The organism is Bradyrhizobium stylosanthis, assembly GCF_001641335.1.
Lineage (GTDB): Bacteria > Pseudomonadota > Alphaproteobacteria > Rhizobiales > Xanthobacteraceae > Bradyrhizobium > Bradyrhizobium stylosanthis.
The window spans coordinates 74881-94918 of record NZ_LVEM01000007.1; the positions used below are offsets into that span (position 1 = coordinate 74881).

At 64.8% G+C, this 20038-nt stretch carries 19 protein-coding genes; 5 read left to right on the plus strand and 14 right to left on the minus strand.

What is annotated here, in order from left to right:
- Nucleotides 1-84 precede the first annotated feature (84 nt).
- The 14 genes from chvE to A7X65_RS37260 all read right to left on the minus strand — a co-directional run bounded on the left by chvE (nt 85) and on the right by A7X65_RS37260 (nt 15019).
- On the minus strand, nt 85-1155 hold the full coding sequence (gene chvE, locus A7X65_RS37195; RefSeq protein ID WP_063694377.1) for a multiple monosaccharide ABC transporter substrate-binding protein: 1071 nt from the start codon (nt 1153-1155) through the stop codon (nt 85-87).
- A gap of 73 nt (nt 1156-1228) precedes the next feature.
- Nucleotides 1229-2107 (minus strand): SMP-30/gluconolactonase/LRE family protein, encoded by an 879-nt coding sequence (locus tag A7X65_RS37200; RefSeq protein ID WP_063694378.1) that lies wholly within the window; start codon nt 2105-2107, stop codon nt 1229-1231.
- Complete coding sequence (locus A7X65_RS37205; RefSeq protein ID WP_063694379.1) at nt 2107-3186, minus strand: aldose epimerase family protein; 1080 nt, start codon at nt 3184-3186, stop codon at nt 2107-2109. The genes A7X65_RS37200 and A7X65_RS37205 overlap by 1 nt, the downstream gene beginning before the upstream one ends.
- A gap of 2 nt (nt 3187-3188) precedes the next feature.
- Nucleotides 3189-4115 carry a Gfo/Idh/MocA family protein gene (locus tag A7X65_RS37210; protein WP_063694380.1) on the minus strand — a complete coding sequence of 309 codons (927 nt, stop codon included), beginning with the start codon at nt 4113-4115 and terminating at the stop codon, nt 3189-3191.
- Nucleotides 4112-4888 carry a FadR/GntR family transcriptional regulator gene (locus A7X65_RS37215; RefSeq protein ID WP_063694381.1) on the minus strand — a complete coding sequence of 259 codons (777 nt, stop codon included), beginning with the start codon at nt 4886-4888 and terminating at the stop codon, nt 4112-4114. The genes A7X65_RS37210 and A7X65_RS37215 overlap by 4 nt, the downstream gene beginning before the upstream one ends.
- Nucleotides 4885-5865: a galactofuranose ABC transporter, permease protein YjfF gene (yjfF, locus tag A7X65_RS37220; RefSeq protein ID WP_063694382.1), complete on the minus strand. Its 981-nt coding sequence runs from the start codon at nt 5863-5865 to the stop codon at nt 4885-4887. The genes A7X65_RS37215 and yjfF overlap by 4 nt, the downstream gene beginning before the upstream one ends.
- The gene (locus A7X65_RS37225) at nt 5862-6854 is read right to left on the minus strand and encodes an ABC transporter permease (RefSeq protein WP_063694383.1); all 993 of its coding nucleotides are present in this window, start codon (nt 6852-6854) and stop codon (nt 5862-5864) included. Before A7X65_RS37225 ends, yjfF begins: the two co-directional genes overlap by 4 nt.
- A complete protein-coding gene (locus tag A7X65_RS37230) occupies nt 6851-8395 on the minus strand; it encodes a sugar ABC transporter ATP-binding protein (RefSeq protein WP_063694384.1) in 1545 nt (514 codons plus the stop codon). The genes A7X65_RS37225 and A7X65_RS37230 overlap by 4 nt, the downstream gene beginning before the upstream one ends.
- Nucleotides 8396-8512: 117 nt before the next feature.
- Nucleotides 8513-9478 carry a galactofuranose ABC transporter, galactofuranose-binding protein YtfQ gene (gene ytfQ, locus A7X65_RS37235; RefSeq protein WP_063694385.1) on the minus strand — a complete coding sequence of 322 codons (966 nt, stop codon included), beginning with the start codon at nt 9476-9478 and terminating at the stop codon, nt 8513-8515.
- Between the two features lie 370 nt (nt 9479-9848).
- The gene (locus tag A7X65_RS37240; RefSeq protein ID WP_063694386.1) at nt 9849-11021 is read right to left on the minus strand and encodes a fumarylacetoacetate hydrolase family protein; all 1173 of its coding nucleotides are present in this window, start codon (nt 11019-11021) and stop codon (nt 9849-9851) included.
- Nucleotides 11022-11156: 135 nt separating this feature from the next.
- Entirely contained in the window at nt 11157-12134 is a 978-nt protein-coding gene (locus A7X65_RS37245) for a HEAT repeat domain-containing protein (RefSeq protein WP_063694387.1), read from the minus strand.
- A 2-nt stretch (nt 12135-12136) separates the two neighbouring features.
- Nucleotides 12137-12370 (minus strand): 4Fe-4S dicluster domain-containing protein, encoded by a 234-nt coding sequence (locus tag A7X65_RS37250; protein WP_063694388.1) that lies wholly within the window; start codon nt 12368-12370, stop codon nt 12137-12139.
- A 31-nt stretch (nt 12371-12401) separates the two neighbouring features.
- The gene (locus A7X65_RS37255; RefSeq protein ID WP_063694389.1) at nt 12402-14144 is read right to left on the minus strand and encodes a fumarate reductase/succinate dehydrogenase flavoprotein subunit; all 1743 of its coding nucleotides are present in this window, start codon (nt 14142-14144) and stop codon (nt 12402-12404) included.
- Nucleotides 14145-14245: 101 nt separating this feature from the next.
- Nucleotides 14246-15019, minus strand: coding sequence for a ferredoxin--NADP reductase (locus A7X65_RS37260; RefSeq protein ID WP_063694390.1), 774 nt, complete (start codon nt 15017-15019; stop codon nt 14246-14248).
- A 195-nt stretch (nt 15020-15214) separates the two neighbouring features.
- Here A7X65_RS37260 and A7X65_RS37265 point away from each other — a divergent pair, with 195 nt between their 5' ends.
- From A7X65_RS37265 to A7X65_RS37285, 5 genes are all read left to right on the plus strand, one after another.
- On the plus strand, nt 15215-15520 hold the full coding sequence (locus A7X65_RS37265) for a gamma-butyrobetaine hydroxylase-like domain-containing protein (protein WP_063694391.1): 306 nt from the start codon (nt 15215-15217) through the stop codon (nt 15518-15520).
- 215 nt (nt 15521-15735) lie between these two features.
- A complete protein-coding gene (locus A7X65_RS37270; RefSeq protein ID WP_063694392.1) occupies nt 15736-16509 on the plus strand; it encodes a Crp/Fnr family transcriptional regulator in 774 nt (257 codons plus the stop codon).
- A gap of 180 nt (nt 16510-16689) precedes the next feature.
- Complete coding sequence (locus A7X65_RS37275) at nt 16690-18111, plus strand: ABC transporter substrate-binding protein (protein ID WP_063694393.1); 1422 nt, start codon at nt 16690-16692, stop codon at nt 18109-18111.
- Complete coding sequence (locus tag A7X65_RS37280; RefSeq protein WP_156528421.1) at nt 18108-19016, plus strand: ABC transporter permease; 909 nt, start codon at nt 18108-18110, stop codon at nt 19014-19016. The genes A7X65_RS37275 and A7X65_RS37280 overlap by 4 nt, the downstream gene beginning before the upstream one ends.
- Nucleotides 19013-19885, plus strand: a complete 873-nt coding sequence (locus tag A7X65_RS37285; protein ID WP_063694495.1) for an ABC transporter ATP-binding protein — start codon at nt 19013-19015, stop codon at nt 19883-19885. The genes A7X65_RS37280 and A7X65_RS37285 overlap by 4 nt, the downstream gene beginning before the upstream one ends.
- Nucleotides 19886-20038 lie beyond the last annotated feature (153 nt).

Sequence of the window (20038 nt, forward strand, 5' to 3'; positions counted from 1 at the left end):
CGGGCATGACGAGTTTGCGGGCATACTATTCGTCCCTCATGGAAAGCCCCCTCTCCCGCACGCGGGGAGAGGGGAAAGAGAGTCTTACTGGAACTGCGACTTCTTGTAGTAGCCGCTGTCGACCAGGGTCTTCTCCCAATTGTCCTTGTAGACCACGACCGGCTTCAGGAGATAGGACGGCACGGTCTTGACGCCGTTCTCGTAGGTCTTGGTGTCGTTGACCGTGACCTGCTTGCCGGCCAGCGCGGAGTCGACCATGTCGGCGGTCACCTTGGCGAGATCGCGGGTGTCCTTGAAGATGGTCGAGTACTGATCGCCGCGCAGCATGGCCTTGATCGAGGGCACCTCGGCGTCCTGACCCGAGATGATCGGCATCGGCTGGTCGGCGCTGCCGTAGCCGACGCCCTTCAGCGAGGAGATGATGCCGATCGACAGGCCGTCATAGGGCGACAGCACGGCGTTGACCTTCTTGTTGCCGTAGTAGGCGCTGAGCAGATTGTCCATGCGGGCCTGGGCGGTGGCGCCGTCCCAGCGCAGCGTCGCGACCTTGTCCATGCCCGTCTGGCCGGAGACGACGACGAGCTTGCCGCTGTCGATATAGGGCTTCAGCACGCTCATCGCGCCGTTGTAGAAGAAGTAGGCGTTGTTGTCGTCGGGCGAGCCGCCGAACAGCTCGATGTTGAACGGACCCTTGCCGTCCTTGAGGCCGAGGCCCTGCACGATCGACTCCGCCTGAAGCACGCCGACCTGGAAATTGTCGAAGGTGGCGTAATAGTCGACGTTCGGCGTGCCGCGGATCAGGCGATCATAGGCGATCACGGTGATGCCTTTCGCTTTCGCCTGCTTGAGCACGTCCGACAGCGTGGTGCCGTCGATCGCGGCGATCACCAGCGCCTTGGCGCCCTTGGTGACCATGTTCTCGACCTGCGAGAGCTGGTTCGGGATGTCGTCCTCGGCATATTGCAGGTCGGTGTTGTAGCCGCGCTCCTTCAGCACCTTGACCATGTTGTTGCCGTCGTCGATCCAGCGCGCCGACGACTTCGTCGGCATCGCGATGCCGACGGTCGCCTTCTCCTGCGCGGAGGCCGGGCCTGCCGCCATCGTCGCAGCGCCGGCCAGCGCCAGCGCGAGGAATGTGGTCTTCAGTTTCAGCATGTTTCACTCCCTTTGGGTGTCAGACTGTTTCTTTGGTTTCGTCGAGAACGGAGGTCGGTTGCCTTGAGGTCTCCTATGCGAGCTTGACGTCGGGCTCCGCGCGACCACGCGCGGATGCCTCTAACAGGAAGGTGCAGCCGGCTTGCGGATCGGCGGCACGTGCCGCGGCATCCATGTCCTGCCACGCCGAGGTGACGAGCAGGCGCGACAGGTCGGCACCGACAAAGGCCGGGCAGCTCGACTGCTTGGCCGGCACGCCGAGCGAGCGCAGGCGCTCGCCATGCGGAGAGTAGACGTCGACGCGGCTCGCGCCCCAGCACGCGTTCCAGATGTTTCCATCGGCATCGCACACCGAGCCGTCGAGACCGCCGATGCCGCTATGGCGCAGGAGCACCTCCGGCTCGCCGCGCGGCAAGCCGGTGGCGGGGTTGAGCGGCACGGCATAGAGCACCGCGCGCGGCGTGTCGGTGAAATAGCCGGTGGCGCCATCGGGCGAGAAGCAGATCGAATTGGGAATGCTGATGCCGGGAAACAGCGTCGAGATCTTGCCGCGATGGAGCGCGTAGATCGCGCCCGCCTTCGGTTCGGCCTTCTTGCCCATGGTGCCGATCCAGAACGTGCCGGATTGATGCACGCGGCAATCGTTGGAGCGCGTGGCGGGATTGTCCGCTTCGAGCGGAAGGAACAGCGTCATCGCGCCATCGGCAAGCGTGCGGATGTAAAGACCATCCTCCGCGACGATCAACTGGCGCGCGGCATCGATACGCCCGAGCGCGCTGGCCATCCGGCCGAGCGCGTGGCTGTGGACAGAACCGCTGCCGAGCTGCGCCTCGAACAGCTTGCCCTCGCGGATGTCGAACCACCAGGCGGTATCGGTGGTGACGTCATAGGTCGGCCCTTCGCCGAGATGGCATTGCTCGGTCGATAGAACCGAAGTCGGCACCTGTTCCATCATGGCGCTCTCACTCCAAAGCGATAGACGGTGTGATGCCGATAGACTTGGCCGGGATCGAGGCGTGGGCTCGGAAAGTCGGGCCGGTTCGGCGCATCGGGCCAGATGTGCGGCTCCAGGCACATGGCGTCCGATTGCCGGATCAGCTTGCCGCCCTTGCCCGAGATCGTGCCATCGAGATAGTTGCCGGAATAGACCTGGAGCCCGGGCTGATTGGTGAACAGCTCCATGACGCGCCCCGAACGCGGCGCTTCCAGCCGCGCCGCAAGCGCGAGCTTGCCGTCGCGGCCGAGGCAATAGGTGTGGTCGTAGCCCCTGCCGTTGCGCAACTGCTCGTGGCTCTCGCGGATGCGGGCGCCGACCGCCTTGGCGTCACGGAAGTCGAATGGTGTGCCCGCCACCGCGCGCGGCGGCTCCGGCAGCGGAATGGCGGTGGGATCTATGGCCAGGAAATGCTCGGCGGCCACCGTGAGCTTGTGGTCGAGGATCGACACCCCCGACGTCGCGCCTTCCAGATTGAAGAAGCTGTGGTTGGTCAGGTTGACGATGGTGGGACGATCGGTGTGCGCTTCCATCATCAGCGACAGCTCGGCCCGGCCGGTGACGCGATAGGTCAGCCGCACGTCGAGCTTGCCTGGGTAATTCTCCTCGCCGTGCGGACTGGAATAGGTGAGCGTCACCGCGGGCTCGGCGCCGTCCTCGATGCCGGCAATGACCCAGAGCTTGCGATCAAACCCGTCGAGGCCGCCATGCAGCGCATTCGGGCCGTTGTTGACGGGAAGCTGGAAGCTCTCGCCGTCGAGCGAGAATTGCCCTTTGGCGATACGGTTGGCGTAGCGGCCGACAGTAGCACCCAAGAACTTCCGTTCGGCGAGATAGCCGGCAAAGGCGTCATGGCCGAGCACGACGTCGTCATAACCGCCTTTGGCGTCGGGCGCGATCAGCGCCTGGATCACCGCACCGTGGGTGATGATGCGGGCCTCGAAGCCCCCTTCTCCACGCAGCACGATGCGCTCGACCTTGCGGCCGTCGGGCAGGGTTCCGAAAACGTCTTGTTCGATTTTCTTTGAGCCAGCCATGATCAATCCACAAACGGTTCGACGATCGTGCGCTTGCCGAGCAGGAAAGAGTCGGCGACGAGACGCAGCGGCGCCAGATCGACATCGCTCGCGCCTGACGCCGCCAGCTTGACGAAGCGCTGGTACAGCTCGCGATATTCCTGATCGGGCGCCTCGGCAATGGGCTTGTCGTCGACGGCCATCCGCCGCCCGCCACCGGACAAGGTCATCCGGCCTTGATCGGTCTCCACGAGGATATCCCAGCTCTGCGGCCCGGTCTGACGGAAGTCGAACGCGGCGGTGATGGGCAGGCCGTCGATATCCGTCAGCTTCAGGTCCGCGGCGATCGGGGCCTGGCAATTGGCGGGAAAGGCAAGCTCGGCCGCGGTCACGAACATGGGTTGCGGCAGGATGCGGGTCAGGATCGACAGCGCATTGATGCCGGGATCGAACACGCCGAGCCCGCCCGGCTCCCAGATCCAGGCCTGGCCGGGGTGCCAGACGCGGACGTCTTCCTTCCAGTTGATGTGCACGGATTTGATCCGGCGGCTCGCCAGCCATTCGCGGGCCGGCTCGACCGCCGGTGCGTAGCGCGAATGCCAGGTCGCAAACAGCGTGCGCTTGGCATCACTCGCCATCGCGATTAGAGGATCGAGCTCGGCCACACCGGTGCCCGGCGGCTTCTCCAGCATGACATGCTTGCCGGCCCTGAGCGCTGCGGCGGCCTGGGCGCGGCGTACCTGCGGCGGCGTGCAGAGCGAGACCGCGTCGATCGGCGGCCCCTTCTCCAGCAGCTCCTCGATGGTGGCGAAATGCGGCAGCTCCGGGAGCGAAGCATTCCGGCTCGCCACGGCTGCAAGTGTCGCCCCCGACGTCGCGGCGATCGCGCCGACATGCTGGTCCCGCGCAATCTTGCCGAAGCCGACGATGGCGATGCGAAGGTCTGTCACGCTTGTTCTCCAGTATCGGCAGACGGCATTGGCTCGGCCGGGGCGGTCTCGATCACCGTGCCCTCGTGGCGGCGCATGCCGTTGTGAATGACGTAAATCATGGCCTCCGAGGCAGCCTCGGCATCGCCTGCTGCGATGGCATCGACGATGTTCTGATGCCAGAGCAGCACGGTGTCGCGGTCCTCCGTCTCGACGGGAGCGCTGAGCAGGAACGAGGCGCGCAACGCGGCCTCGATGACATGCCCGATCGACCGCATGAACAGATTGCCGGAGGCGCGCGCTACGGCCACGTGCAGCGCGAGATCGGCATCGGCGAACCCGACGGAGTCCGACGCCTCGCGCCGCATGCGGTCCATGCTGCGGCGAAGCTCGGCGACATCCTCCTCGGACCGCTGCACAGCGGCGAGCATCGCCGCGCGCGGCTCCACCGCCAGACGAATCTCGGCGAGATCGTTGAGGAAGCGCTTGTCGATGCCGGCATCGAGATGCCAGGCCAGCACGTCGGCGTCGAACATGTTCCAGGCGCCGCGCTCGCGCACGACGGTGCCGACGCGGGCCTTGGTGGTGAGCAGGCCCTTGGCGACCAGCGTCTTCACGCTCTCGCGCAGCACCGGCCGCGACACGCCGAACATCGCGATCATCTCGGCATCGCCCGGCAGGCGCGTGCCTTCCGCGTAGCGGCCGGCGATGATGTCGACGCCGATCGAACGCGCCACCTCCGCATGGTTGGAGTGGGCTCGCCGCGTCGGGATGACGACGATGCGCGAGGTCATGAGGCCGCTCCCATGCTCTTGGCCACGGGCCGGCGTGCGAGTGCGACCAGGCCCTGCTGCAAGGCAATAAAGGCGAACAGCAAGACGCCGGTCGCGATCTTGGTCCACCAGCTCGACAGCGTCCCGTCGAAATTGATGTAGGTCTGGATCAGGCCCTGTATCAACACGCCGAGGAAGGTTCCGATCACCGAGCCCTGCCCGCCCGTGAGCAGCGTGCCGCCGATCACGACGGCGGCGATGGTGTCGAGCTCGACGCCGACGGCGGAGAGCGAATAGCCGGCGCTGGTATAGAAGGAAAAGACGATGCCGGCGATTCCGGCGAGCAGGCTCGACAGCATGTAGATCTTGATCGTCATCTTGCCGACGGCAACGCCCATCAGGCTTGCGGTGGCCCGGTTGCCGCCGAGCGCATAGACGTTGGCACCGAACCTCGTGAGATGCAGCAGCAGCGCCCCGCCGATCACGATCACCAGCATGATGATCGCGACCGCCGTCAACCGTCCACCGCCGGGCATGCGTAGCGCGAAGTCTGACACGGTGGAATAGACCGGTGCGGTGATCGGCACCGATTCCGTCGACAGCAGGAAGCTTGCACCACGCGCGAGGAACATGCCGGCCAGCGTGACGATGAAGGGCGGCAGGTCGAAGACGTGGATGACCGCGCCCATCGCCGCGCCGAAGGCGGCCGAGAGCGCCAGGATGGCGACGAAGGCGACCAGCGGCGGCACGCCCCAGCGCTCGATCGCCAGCGCGACGAACACGGTGGTGAAACCGATCACCGAGCCGACCGACAGATCAATGCCACCGGAGATGATGACGAAGGTCATGCCGGTCGCGACGATGCCGAGGAAGGCGTTGTCGGTCAGGAGATTGCCGACCACGCGGGTGGAGGCAATGTTGGGGAATTGCATGGCGCAGAGCGCGAAGCCCGCGACGAGCACGATCGCCGTGATGAGGACAGGCGGCAGGCCTCTCATGCTTTGGTCCTCCGCAGCCGCGCAGCGATCCCGGCCAGGCCTGAGAATTTCGGCGATTGCAGCAGCAGCACCGCGAGCACCACCACCGCCTTGACCAGCAGATTGAACTCCGGGGGATAGCCCGACAACAGAATTCCGGTGTTCATGGTCTGGATGATCAGCGCACCCAGGACGGCCAGGACGAGACTGAAGCGGCCGCCGAACAGCGAGGTGCCGCCGATCACCACCGCGAGGATGGCGTCGAGCTCGAGCCAGAGGCCGGCATTGTTGGCGTCCGCACCCATGATGTCGGCCGCCGCGATCACGCCGGCGAGCGCGGCGCAGACGCTGCACCAGACATAGACGGCCAAAATCATCGCGCGGGTGCCGACACCGGCGAGCTCGCTCGCCCGCGCATTGCCGCCGGTCGCCTCGATCAGCAGGCCGAGCGCCGAGCCGCGCACCACCGCGCCGGTGATGATGAGCATGCCCAGCGCAATCACGACCGGCACCGGCAGGCCGAGCACCGAGCCATTGCCGAGCCAGACCAGGTCCGGCGAGGAGAAGGTCACGATCCGCCCTTCGGTGATGAGCTGGGCGATGCCGCGCCCGGCGACCATCAGGATCAAGGTCCCCACGATCGGCTGCATGCCCAGCACGGCGACGAGAAAGCCATTCCAGAGGCCGCAGACGAGGCCGGCGCCAAGCGCGGCCGCCAGCACGATCGGAAGACCGTGGCTGTCGGCAAGGCTCGCCGCGATGGCGCCGCAGATCGCCATCACCGCACCGACCGACAGATCGATGCCGCGAGTCGCGATCACCAGCACCATGCCGAGCGAGAGCAGCGCCACCGGCGTGCCGCGGTTGAGCACATCGATCAGGCTGCCGAACAGGCGGCCATCCTGCAGGCGCAAATCGAAGAATTGCGGCGACACCACGCGGTCGACCGCGAGGATGACGATCAGCGCGAGGATCTGGGCAAGGCCGCGGCGCGGCAGCAGCGCTGTCATGCGTGAGCCCCATGCGCCGGGGCAGCGCCGTCGGCGGCGATGGCTGCGAGAATGTTACCGACGTCGATCGCCTCGCCCGCAAGCGCCTCGACATGGGCGCGATCGCGCAGCACCACGACGCGGTCCGAATAGGTTACGATCTCGTCGAGCTCGGAGGAAATCACGAGCAGCGACAGCCCGTCGTCGCAGAGCTCGCGGATCAGGCGGATGATTTCGGCGTGGGCGCCGACATCGATGCCGCGCGTGGGTTCGTCCAGCACAAGGAGCCGCGGCGAGGTCGCAAGCCAGCGCGCAAGCAGCACTTTCTGCTGGTTGCCGCCGGAGAGCAGGCCGACGGAGCGCTCCGGATCCGCCGGGCGGATATCGAGCATCCTGACGTAGCGGCGAGCAATCTCGTCCTGCTCGCGGCGCGACAGCGGACGATGCAGGCCGCGCTTGGCCTGGAGCGCGAGCACGATGTTCTCGCGCACGCTGAGCTCGGCGACAATGCCGTCGGTCTTGCGCTCCTCCGGACAATAGCCAAAACCGTGACGCACGCCGTCGCGCGGCGAGTGCAGCCGTACGGCTGCGCCTTCCACCCTCGCCTGCCCGCGATCAGCGCGCTCGGCGCCGAACACCAGCCTCGCCGTCTCGGTACGGCCGGAGCCGAGCAGCCCGGCAAGGCCGACGACCTCGCCATGGCGCAGCTCGAGATTGAAGGGCGTGACATAGCCGGTCTTGCCATAGTTCTCGAAGCTGGCGCAGACCTCGCGCGGCTTGTGCTCGCCTGCGGAGGCCCGCGCGCTGGTGGTTTCCGCGAGCTCGCGGCCGAGCATCATGCGGATCAGCTCGAGGCGCGGCAGCGAGGCGGTCTCGCGCTCGCCGACGAGGCGGCCGTTGCGCAAGACCGTGATGCGATCCGAGATCTCATAGACCTGGTCGAGGAAGTGGCTGACGAAAACGATGCCGATGCCGCGCCCCGCGAGCTGACGCATGATGCGGAAGAGGATCTCGACCTCGTGGCGATCGAGGCTCGCGGTCGGCTCGTCCAGGATCAGCACGCGCGCGGAGAGATCGACCGCACGGGCGATCGCGGTGACGTGCTGGATGGCGACCGAATAGTTGCCGAGCGGTGCGGCGACGTCGATGTCGAGGCCGAAGTCGGCGAGCAATGCCCTGGCGCGGCGGCGCATCTCGCCGTCGCGCACGATGCCGAAGCGCATCGGCTGGCGGTCGAGAAACAGGTTCTGCGCCACCGAGAGGTTCGGCAGCAGATTGACCTCCTGGTAGACGGTGGCAATGCCGGCCCCAAGCGCGGCCTTTGCCGAGCGCGGTGCGACCTCCTCGCCACCGAGCCGGACGACGCCGGCATCGCGCGGGAACACGCCGGTGACAACCTTGATCAGCGTGGACTTGCCGGCGCCGTTCTCGCCGAGCAGCGCATGGATCTCGCCGGCACGCAGCGTGAAGTCGACCTCCTGCAACGCACGCACGGCGCCGAAGCTCTTGCTGATCCCACGCACTTCCAGCAGTGGGGCAGCAGGATCGCGGCTGTTCTCCATGGCAAGTTCACTCCCACCGGCGCCCGCCCATGACGCGGGCACCCAGCCTATTCGTTCGCGCAGCGGATTCGAAGGGGCTTGCCGGACCACAAGACGCGGTCCGGCAAGGTACCGGCCTCAGTAGCCGAGGCCCTTCTTGCTGTCGTATTCCTTCTGCGGATTGTCGGCGGCGGTAAGCAGCCTGGATTCGGTCTGGATCCATTTCGGCGGCACCGTGCCCTTCTCCTTGAACGCCGCGACGACGTCGAAGGCCGGGCCCGCCATGTTCGGCGTCAGTTCGACCGTCGCATTGGCCTCGCCCGCAACCATCGCCTTGAAGATGTCGGGGACCGCGTCGATCGAGACGGTGAGGATGTCCTTGCCCGGCTTGAGACCGGCTTCCTTCATCGCCTGGATGGCGCCGACCATCATGTCGTCATTGTGGGCATAGACCGCACAGATGTTCTTGCCGCCGCCTTCGGCCTTGATGAAGCTTTCCATCACTTCCTTGCCCTTGGCACGGGTGAAGTCGCCGGTCTGGCTGCGCACCACCTTCAGGTTCGGATGCTTTGCGATGGCCGTGTCAAAGCCCTTCTTGCGGTTGGCGGCGACGCTGGCGCCGACCGTGCCCTGCAATTCGACGATATTGCAGGCCTTGTCGCCGACGGTCTTGGCGAGCCAGTCGCCGGCGACAGCGCCTTCGTGCACGCTGTCGGAGGTGACGGCGGTGAGATAGAGGTCCTTGCCGGAGGGATCGATGTCGCGGTCGAGCAGCACGACCGGAATCTTGGCCTCCTTGGCCTCCTTCAGCACCGAATCCCAGCCCGTCGAGACGACGGGGGCGAGGAAGATCGCATCGACGTTCTGCGCGATGAAGGAGCGGATCGCCTTGATCTGGTTCTCCTGCTTCTGCTGGGCGTCGGCGATCTTGAGATTGACCTTGCGCTTACTGGCCTCCTGCTTGGAGACCGACGTCTCGGCCGCGCGCCAGCCGGATTCCGATCCGATCTGCGAGAAGCCGATGGTGAGCTGACCGGCACTGGCCGGCAGCGCGAGCAGCAACGCGGCCATGGCGCTGGCCGCAAAGAGGGCTTTAGGGGTCATCAGGCGTGTCTCCCAAGATGTTATCCGGGGCGCCGATCGGTAGCATGGCACCCGCAGGCCGGCCTTTAAGGCGGCGGGAGGCACTATTTCACGGAAGATGGGTTCCGACTAGTCATATTATTTGACTAATTAGCGGAAAACACGCGCCGGCGGCTTGCAGGCGATCTTAAGACACGCCAAGCGCGATTTTGTTCCGAGGATGCAACGGGGAGATGAAGGAATTTTACGGGGTGGAAGCACACCGTCATGGCCGGGCTTGTCCCGGCCATCCACGCCTCACGGTGCGGCACCAAGAGCGTGGATGCCCGGGACAAGCCCGGGCATGACGACCTTCCGCAAGCTCGCTTCTGCGCGCCGAGAACGGAGCAAGCTAAATCAGCTTCCGCTGCGCCAGGCTCTTCATCAGCGCGCCGATGCCGAACGTCCAGGGCTCGCACTCGTCGCTGGTGCGCATGCGGTTGACGAGCTTGCCGAGCTCAGGCGCGGAGATGGTGACGATGTCGTCGCGCTTGTGCGTAAAGCCCTGCCCCGGCGCGTCGCGGTCCTTGACGGGCGCGAACATCGTGCCGAGGAACAGCACGAAACCATCGGGGTATTGGTGGACCTTGCCGATGGTCTGCTCGACGAGATCGGTCGGATCGCGGCTGATCTTGCTGATCGAGGAATGGCCGTCGAGGACGAAGCCGTCCGTGCCCGTCACGTTCAGGCTGATGTCGAGTTTTCGCGCATCGTCGAGCGTGAAGCTGTCGTCGAACAGGCGCAGCAGCGGGCCGATCGAGCAGGACGCGTTGTTGTCCTTGGCCTTCGAGAGCAGCAGGGCAGAACGGCCCTCGAAATCGCGCAGGTTCACGTCGTTGCCGAGCGCACCGCCGACGATCTTGCCGCGGCTGGAGACGAACAGCACCAGCTCCGGCTCGGGGTTATTCCAGGTCGATTTCGGATGCAGGCCGGCATCCATGCCGGTGCCGACCGAGGACAGCGTCGGCGCCTTGGTGAAGACCTCGGCGTCGGGGCCGATGCCCACTTCGAGATACTGGCTCCAGGCGTTCTGATCGATCAGCACCTGCTTCAGGTGCATCGCCTGGTCCGAGCCCGGCTTGAGCTTCGACAGATCGTCGCCGATCAGCCGAGTGACTTCTTTACGGATCGCTTCGGCCGAAGCCGGATTACCCTTGGCGCGCTCCTCGATGACGCGTTCCAGCATCGAGATCGCGAAGGTGACGCCGGCCGCCTTCAGCGTCTGGAGATCGACAGGCGCGAGCAGCCAGGGCTTTTTCGGGTCGCGGCCGTCCGGCACGGTATTGGCAACGATGGCTTCGAGATCGCCGATGCGTTCGCCTTTGGTTGCGGCAAGTGCCTTGGCGGGATTGTCCTCCTCGCACAGCGCGCTGATGGTCGGAAATCTCGCGGTGACGTCGAACACGCCGTCGCCGCGCACGGCGACCACGGCCGGACCATTGACCTGCGGCAGCCAGACGCGGCCGACCAATGTTCCCCGCGTACCGTCCTCGGGGAGAAGGTCCTTCACAGTCAATGTCGTCATGGCCGGCGTCCTCGCTGTTTCTCGGACCGGCCACTCACGCAAGCGGCCAATCCCGTTGGCGAAGACCAATAAACGTCTGGCGGGCGAAGTCCAGAGCGGCCCGGAAGAGCCGCTATGCCCCTGCCCGCGCGCCCCTTATGCGCCTGCGCGCGCCTTGCGGGCCGCGATCTGCTGCAGCGCCCAGCGTGCGTTCTTGCGGACGTCAGGATCCGGATCGTCGGCGATCACGGCCAGGAAGGCCTCGCCGTCGGGATGGGCGATCTCGCCGAGCGCAGCGGCCGCCTCTTTCCGCAGATTGGCCTGGTCGTGGTTGATGCAATGGCCGATCGGGCGCACCGCGCGCTCGATCTTCATCTTGCCGAGGCTACGGATCGACTTCAGCCGCACCTGCCAGAATTCGTCCGCGAGCGCGGTGACGAGCTGGTCCGCGGCAATTGAGCCGTTGACGTTGAGGCCGAGCGTCTCCGCCGCCATCTCGCGGACCATCCAGTCGGAATCCTTCAAGGCGCGCGTGATCGTCTCGGCCGCAGGCTTCATCTGCGAGAAGGCCAGTGCACTCACGGCGGCGCGGCGGACATGAGCATCGGGATCGTTGATCAGCGCCGTCAGTGCGGGGATGGATTCTTCGAGCTTAAGGAACCCGATCACGCCGATGGCCTGCACGCGCACGGCGGCATCAGCATCCTGGAGCGCCTCCAGCGCCGGCTTCAACGTGTCCTTGCAACGCAATTCCTTGAGCGCACGCAGCGCGCCCATGCGGACAAAGGCGTGGGCGTGCTTGACCAGCGGCAGGATGATCCCGGCGCAGGCGGGATCCTTGAATTCGGCCATGCTGTCGGCAGCGGCCGCCGCCACGATCCTTTCGGGATCGACGAGCAGCTTGACCAGCGCGCTCGCAGCCTCCGGCCCGTCGAACTCGCCGAGCGCCATCGCCACCTGCTGGCGCACGCCGGCGTCGGGATCGGCCACGAGGTTCGAGAGATGCGCGACCGCAGCCGGGTCGCCGGAATGGCCGAGCGCGATGATGGCGACGCGGCGCTCGGCGGGATCGGCGGCCTGGAGCCGCTCGTCGGCGTCCTCCAAATCGTCATAGGATTCGAACGGGCTCGACATGCTCACCTCAACAGATAGGGAATGTTGACGGTGACGGCGCCGGTCGGGCAATCGGCCTCGCAGGGCATGCAGTACCAGCACTCGTCATAGGCCATGTAGGCCTTGTTGGTCATCTCGCTGATGCGGAGCACGTCGAGCGGACATACGTCGACGCAGACGGTGCAGCCCTTGTCGGCGATGCATTTGGCGTCGTCCACGACCACCGGAACCGAGGTCTGAAAGGATGCGAGAGGCATTTGCTGTCTCCTGTTGCTGTGTTCTGGCGGATCAGGCGGAGGCGCGGATGCGCTGCTTGTCGTAGAGATCCTTCTCGTCGTCGGCGATCGGCACGACGTAAGGTTCGACGGCGCGCTTCTCGCTGGTCATCCTGCCGTTCTGCTTCGAGAGCAGCGTGTGGCAGAACCAGTTCTCGTTGTCCTTCTCCGGGAAATCGGTGCGCCAGTGATAGAGGCCCCAGCGGCTCTCCTCGCGATAGAGCGAAGCGTGCGCGGCCATGTCGGCGCAGTCCATGATCGACTGCACTTCGAGGGCGCGGAGCAGCTCGTGCGCATTGCGCGCGATCATGTGCTCCTGCATGTCCTCCCGAGCCTCGGCAAGACGGCGCATGCCGAGCTCATATTTGCGCGTGACCTTCGGCGGCTGGAGATAGTCGTTGACGAGGCGGCGCGTCTTGTACTCGATCTGGTTGGGCGGAATGCCGTCCTCGCGCTTGGTCGGCGCCATGACACGGTCCCGCTCCAGCGCGACATCGGCCGCATCGAACTCCGCGAAATCGTGGCTGTCGGCGAACTCCATCGCATCGACGCCGGCGACCGAGCCGTTGGTGAAGGCGCCGAGCATGTAATTGTGCGGCACGCTCGCCATGTCGCCGGCGGCGTAGAGACCGGGCACGGTGGTGCGGGCATTGTCGTCGACGAACACGCCGGAGGCGCTGTGGCCGGAGCAGAAGCCGATCTCGGAGATGTGCATCTCGATGGACTCGCTGCGGTAGTCGACGCCACGTCCCTGCTGGAACAGCCCGCGCGTCGGCCGCTCCACCTTGTGCAGCGTGGATTCGATCTCGGAGATGGTGTCGGGGTGGAGATGCTTGAGCTGGAGGAACACCGGCCCCTTGCCGGAGAGCAGCTCGTTATAGAACTCCAGCATCATCTGGCCGGACCAGTAGTCGCATTCGATGAAGCGCGAACCTTCGTTGTTTGCCGTATAAGCGCCGAAGGGACCGGCGACATAGGCGCAGGCCGGGCCGTTATAGTCCTTGATCAGCGGATTGATCTGGAAGCATTCGAGGTTCGCGAGCGCGGCGCCGGCGTGGTAGGCCATGGCGTAGCCGTCGCCGGAATTGGCGGCGTTCTCGTAGGTGCCGAACATGTAGCCGGAGGTCGGCAGGCCGAGACGGCCGGCGGCGCCCATGCAGAGGATCACGGCCTTGGCCTTGATCACCAGCATCTCCGCGGTGCGGGTGTTGACCGAAACCGCGCCGGCGATGCGGCCGTCGGCGGATTTGAGCAGCCGCGTCGCCATGTAACGGTTGGAGATCAGGATGCGGGCGCGGCGGAGCTGGCGGTAGAGCGCCTTCTTCACGGTCTCGCCGTTCGGCATCGGCAGCACGTAGGTGCCGATGTGGTGCACCTTCTTGACGGCGTAGTCGCCGTTCTCGTTCTTCAGGAAGCGGATGCCGAAGCTGTCGAGCTCTTCGATGATCTTGTAGCAGTTCTGCGCGTATTTATAGACCGCCTTCTGGTCGACGATGCCGTCATTGGCGATGGTGATTTCCTTGGTGTACTGCTCCGGCGTCGCATAGCCGGGGATGACGGCGTTGTTCAACCCGTCCATGCCCATCGAGATCGCGCCCGAGCGCTTGACGTTGGCCTTTTCGAGCAGGACGACGTTGGCCTTCGGGTTCTTCAGCTTCGCCTTCAGCGCCGCCATCGGGCCGGCCGTGCCGCCGCCGATCACCAGCACATCGCAGGAAACCTCCGAAAGTCCGTCGACGATCTGATCTAGTGCCATCACTTGCTCCTGGTTCGCCGATCCCGGCGCCTTTGCATCAGATTTGTTCAGTCGGCTTGCCGGCGATAGCAATTAGTTGTCGCCGGGATGCGATTTGCGCCTCAGCGCTCGACGAAGGCCTTCTCGATGACGAAATGGCCGGGTCGGCTGTGATTGCCCTCGACAAAGCCGCGCGCAGAAAACATCGCGTGCAGTTCCTCGAGCATGGCCGGGCTGCCGCACAGCATGATGCGGTCGGTCTCGATATCGAGGCCCGGCTGCCCGATATCCTCGAACAGCTGGTTTGAGGCGATCAGGTCGGTGATGCGGCCGCGGTTGCGGAACGGCTCGCGGGTGACGGTCGGGTAATAGACGAGCTTGTCGCGGATCAAGGGACCGAAGAACTCGTGATTGCGCAGGCCGTCGACGACGTGCTCGCCATAAGACAGCTCGGAGACCTGGCGGCAGCCATGCGCAAGCACGATGGTCTCGTAATTCTCGTAAACGTCGGGGTCCTTGATCAGGCTGGCAAAGGGCGCAAGGCCCGTGCCGGTCGAGAGCAGCAGCAGGCGCTTTCCGGGAATGAGGTTGCCGGTGATCAGCGTACCCGTCGCCTTGCGGCCGAGGAGGATGATATCGCCTTCCCTGATCTTCTGCAGGCGCGAGGTCAGCGGACCGTCCTGCACCTTGATCGAGAAGAATTCGAGCGCCTCTTCATGATTGGCGCTGGCCATGCTGTAGGCCCGCATCAACGGCTTGCCCTCGACCTCGAGGCCGATCATCGCGAACTGGCCGTTCTGAAAGCGGAAGCCGGGATCGCGCGTGGCCGTGAAGCTGAACAACGAGTCGGTCCAGTGACGGACCGACAAAACCGTTTCCTTCTGAAATGCGCTCATAATCTCTCCTTGTCGATGACGCCCAAAGTCTCGGAGAGAAGAGAGTCCGGCAATTCGGAAGTGAAATTCCCGGTCGATTAGTTTCACATTTCGCGGGCGATGATCGAAGAGCGGGCACGCAGTCACGCCCACGCCGGCAATTAGTTGCTATTCGTGCGCGCCCGCGCCGAAGTAGAGAAGAGGCGGAGGTTCGTCATGACCATGACCGCATTGGTGGCACCGACCGTGGCCGACTATGAAGCCAGCGCCGATCTCGCCTCGCTTCTCGTCCGCACCACGCAGGACGATGCGCTGAGCGTCCCTGCCGAAAAGCTTCGCCTCTCCTGCAAATGCGCCCACTGCACCCGCGCCCGCTTCGACGGCCGCTTCCCGGATACATTTCCGGGGATCGCGATCACCGAGATCGGCGATCTCGGCTACGGGCTGAACATCGCGTTTTCGGACGGGCACAACCGGGGAATTTATCCGAAGCCGTATTTGTTGAGCCTAGCGGGGCGGTAGGCCTCGGTCTCCCTACGCGCACCGCTGTCATTCCCCGCGAAGGCGGGGAATCCGGTCCGCCGCCTCTCCGTAACCCATTGGCGTCTCTGGAATACTGGATCGCCCGCCTTCGCGGGCGATGACGGCGTAGGGTGTGGCAACGGCGCGCGCCGTCCCCCATCTGGCACGGACATTGCTCCCCTTTAGAACGATTTGAACGTTCCGGAGGCAGGCGAATGTTGCAGGCGGCGAATGCTGGTCGTGGGGCTGCGCCTCCGGCAATCCGGCCTGCCGGCAGTTCCTCGCTGCTGCTCACCGAGAACCAGCAATGGATCGGAGGGCCGCCGCCGCTGATGGACAAGCTCTCGCCGCGCGAACGGGAGCTGGTGCTGAAACAGGGCCGGCGAAAGGTGCTCAACCGCGGCCAGACGCTGTTCAGCCAGGGCGGCAAGCATGACGGCATCTGGCTGATCGAGAGCGGCCGTATCCGCGTTTTCTACACCTCGCCGCTCGGGCGCGAGATCACGCTGGCCTATTGGCATGTCGGCAATTTCGTCGGCGGGCCCGAAGTGTTCGAAGGCACCGTGCATCAATGGTCCGGCGTCGCATCCAGCAATTGCAGCGTCGTGCACCTGCCCGGAAAGGAACTGCGGTCCCTTGCCGCAGAGATCCCCAACCTTGCGATCGGCCTGATTGAAGGCCTGACCTTCAAGGGCAAATGTTATTCGGCGCTGGCCCAGATGCTGGGAACGCGCTCGATCACGCAGCGCCTTGCGCATCTCCTGCTGCACCTCGTCGAGCTCTACGGCGTCGAGGATGCCGACGGCACCGTGATCGCGGCGGCCTTCACCCATGCCGATATCGCCCACATGGTCGGTGCTACCCGGCAATGGGTCACGATCAGCCTGAAGCGAATGCAGGAGAAGGGAATCGTCGTCACCAAGCGCTCCCAGATCGTGGTGTGCCGGACCGACGTGCTGGAGGAGATGCGCGGCCAGGCCTCGGATTGAGGGGCCCACGACCAGCGCCGGTGCACAGGCAAGCGGCTTTATAGTGCAGGACTGCTCAAGGAGTATGCAATCAGCTTTTCCCGGCAACTAATCGACTGCGGCGGCCACTCCGGATTTGCCGTGCCGGCGCCCTCCCTCAATCATGGCAACCACAGCACATCCAACCGAATGAGGATGAGAATGGTCCGCCATCTTCCCACGCTCTCGATCGCGATGTCGGTGACGTCGCTGGCGCTACTCGTCACGCAGCCGGCCTCGGCGGAGACCGTCACGCTCGGGATTGGAACGCAGGACACCACGACCAACACGGTGACCGCGGGCGTCGTCATCCGCCAGTTGCATCTGCTCGAAAAATACCTGCCGAAGGACGGCAAATACGCCAACATCAAGTTCGAGCTCGAGTGGCAGAACTTCACCTCGGGCCCGCCCGTCACCAACGCGATGATGGCGAACAAGCTGCAGATCGGCATGATGGGCGACTATCCGCTGATCGTGAACGGCTTCACCTTCGAGAGCAATCCGGAGAGCAAGAGCCGCCTGATCGGCATCGCCGCCTACAGCCTCTACGGTTCGGGCAACGGCCTCGTCGTCCATAAGGACTCGCCCTACTACGATCTCGCCGATCTCAAAGGCAAGCTCGTCAGCGTCCCCTTCGGCTCCGCCGCGCACGGTATGGTGCTGAAGGCGATGCAGGACCGCGGCTATGCGTCCGACTTCTTCCAGCTTGTCAGTCAGAGCCCGGAGGTCGGCTCGACCAACCTTCAGGAGAAGAAGATCGACGCGCATGCCGACTTCGTCCCCTTCGCCGAACTGCTGCCGTTCCGCGGCTTCGCGCGAAAGATCTTCGACGGCGTCGAGACCAACCTGCCGACCTTCCACGGCATCGTGGTCCGCACCGACTTCGCCGAGAAATATCCGGAGGTTGTCGTCGCCTACTTCAAGGCGGTGATCGCCGCCAACCAGTGGCTACGGGACGATCCCAAGCTGGCCGCAGAAAAGATCCAGGAGTGGACCGGCATCAGCAAGGAGGTCGTCTACATCTTCTTAGGGCCGAGCGGCAACATGACCACCGATCCCACGATCAAGCCGGCCCTGATCGATGCGGCGACGACCGACGTCAAGGTGCTGCAGAATCTCGGCCGCATGAAGGAATTCGATCCCAAGAAGTGGGTCGACGACAGCTACATCCGCAAGGCCTATGCCGAGATGAAGCTGGACTACGACGCGCAGCTTGCGAGCACCAAGAACTACGAAATCGCAGGCGACGATTCCTTCTGCAAGAAGCCGATCGGCGATCCACGCAAGGCCGGCGAAGTCTGGGTGGATGATGCCGGCATCATGCCGTTCTCCTCCGCAAGCTGCACCCTCGGCGCCTATGCCGATTACAAGGCCAAGGGCAAGAAGATCAACGTCGCCTACGTCTTCGACACCACGCGCGGCATCAAGCTGTTCGCCGACCAAGCCTTCTTCGCTGTCGGCAATGGCGAGGTCGCGCCGTTCCTGCTCAAGAAGGACGCCGAGGCTTACGCCGCCAAAATCAGCGGCAAGGTGCTCGGCTTCGAGGACGCGGTGAAGGCGGCCGTCGGCGGAGGCAAGACGTGAGCAGCCCCGCCCTCGTCAGACATCCCGAGGACAGCATGCCGGCAACAGCCATTGCAGAGGCGGGCCCCGCGCCCGCCGCCACGCCGCCCGCAGCACCGCCCTCCTTCGGCACGCTCGCGCTGCGCTGGTACCGGCTCAATCGGGCGGGACTGCGGGCGATCGCGATCGGCGTAACGTCGCTGATCGCCTTCCTGCTGGTCTGGCACCTGCTCACGACCTACCGCGTCGTGTTCTTCGTGCGCTTCACCAACGTGCCCTCGCCGCTCGCAGTCTATGCCAGCTTCAGCAAGGCGATGCACGATCCCAAGTTCCTGATGCACATTTTGCTCAGCTGCCGGCGCATCTTCATCGGCTTCTCGCTGGCGGCGATCGTCGGCGTGCCGCTCGGCCTGATCATGGGGCGCTTCAAGCTGGTGCACGAGATCATCTTCCCCGTCGCGGAAGTGCTGCGGCCGATTCCGGCGATCGCCTGGGTGCCGATGGCGATCATGCTGTGGCCGACCAACGAGCAGAGCATTGTTTTCATCACCTTCCTCGGCTCGTTCTTCCCGATCCTGGTCAACACGCTGCACGGCATGTCGCTGGTCGATCCCGTGCTGGTGCGCGCCGCGCAATGCCTCGGGGCGCGCGAGCGCTCGATCTTCCGCGAGGTGTATTTCCCGGCTTCGCTGCCGCACATCTTCACCGGCCTCACCGTCGGCATGGGCGTCGCATGGGTGTCGCTGATCGCCGCCGAGATGATCTCGGGCCAGTACGGCATCGGCTATTTCACCTGGGAGGCCTATTCGCTGGTCCAGTATGCAGACATCGCGCTCGGCATGATCGCGATCGGCGTACTCGGCCTCGGATCGAGCCTGTTCATCCGGGGCGCCGGACGATTGGTAATGCCGTGGAGGACGACGTGAGCGAGATTCTTGCAAGCACTCCGAAAGGCCATATCGAGGTCAGGAACTTCTCCCTGGCCTACGAGACTATCGAGGGGCCTGTCCAAGCCGTCACGGATACGCAAATTCACGTCAAGCCCGGCGAGTTCGTCTCGATCGTCGGCCCCTCCGGCTGCGGGAAGTCGACGCTGCTCAACGCGGTCGCCGGCTTCCTCAAGCCCACCACGGGGATCGTCACCGTCGACGGCGAACGCGTCAACGGCCCCAGCGCCGAGCGTGGCATGGTGTTCCAACAATACTCGTTGTTTCCCTGGAAGACGGTGCGGGAGAATGTCGAGTTCGGCCTGAAGATGCGCGGCATGCCGCGCTCCCAGCGCGAGCGCGCGGCGCGCACGCTGCTCGGCCTCGCCGGGCTCGAGGCGTTCGAGAAGCACTATCCGGAAAAGCTCTCCGGCGGCATGAAGCAGCGCGTCGGCATCGTCCGCGCGCTCGCGACGGGGCCGAAGGTGCTGCTGCTGGACGAGCCGTTTGGCGCGCTCGATGCGCAGACCCGCGTGATCATGCAGCAGATCCTCACCAACATGTGGCAGCGGCTGAAGATCTCGGTCCTGTTCGTCACCCACGACATCGACGAGGCGATCTTCCTGTCCGACCGCGTCTACTGCATGACCGCACGCCCCGGCTCGATCAAGGCGGAAATCCCGATCCCGCTGGAGCGGCCGCGGCAGCAATCCATGATGATGTCGTCGGAATTCCTGGCACTCCGCCGCGGGCTGATGTCGCTGATCCGCGAGGAAAGCCTGAAGGCGATGGGCGGCGAGATCAACGACATGGGCATGCAGGGGCTGAGCATCGAGCTGCACGGCCACTCGCTGGCGGATGTGATCTAGCGATCCGTCTCGACGCTTGCGCTTGTTACTTCCCTTCTCCCCTTGTGGGAGAAGGTGCCTTGCCGAAAGGCAAGGCGGATGAGGAGTATGCTTCGGCAAACTCCCGTCTCAAGTTCAGATTCTTGTATAGAACCCCTCATCCGGCGCTTCGCG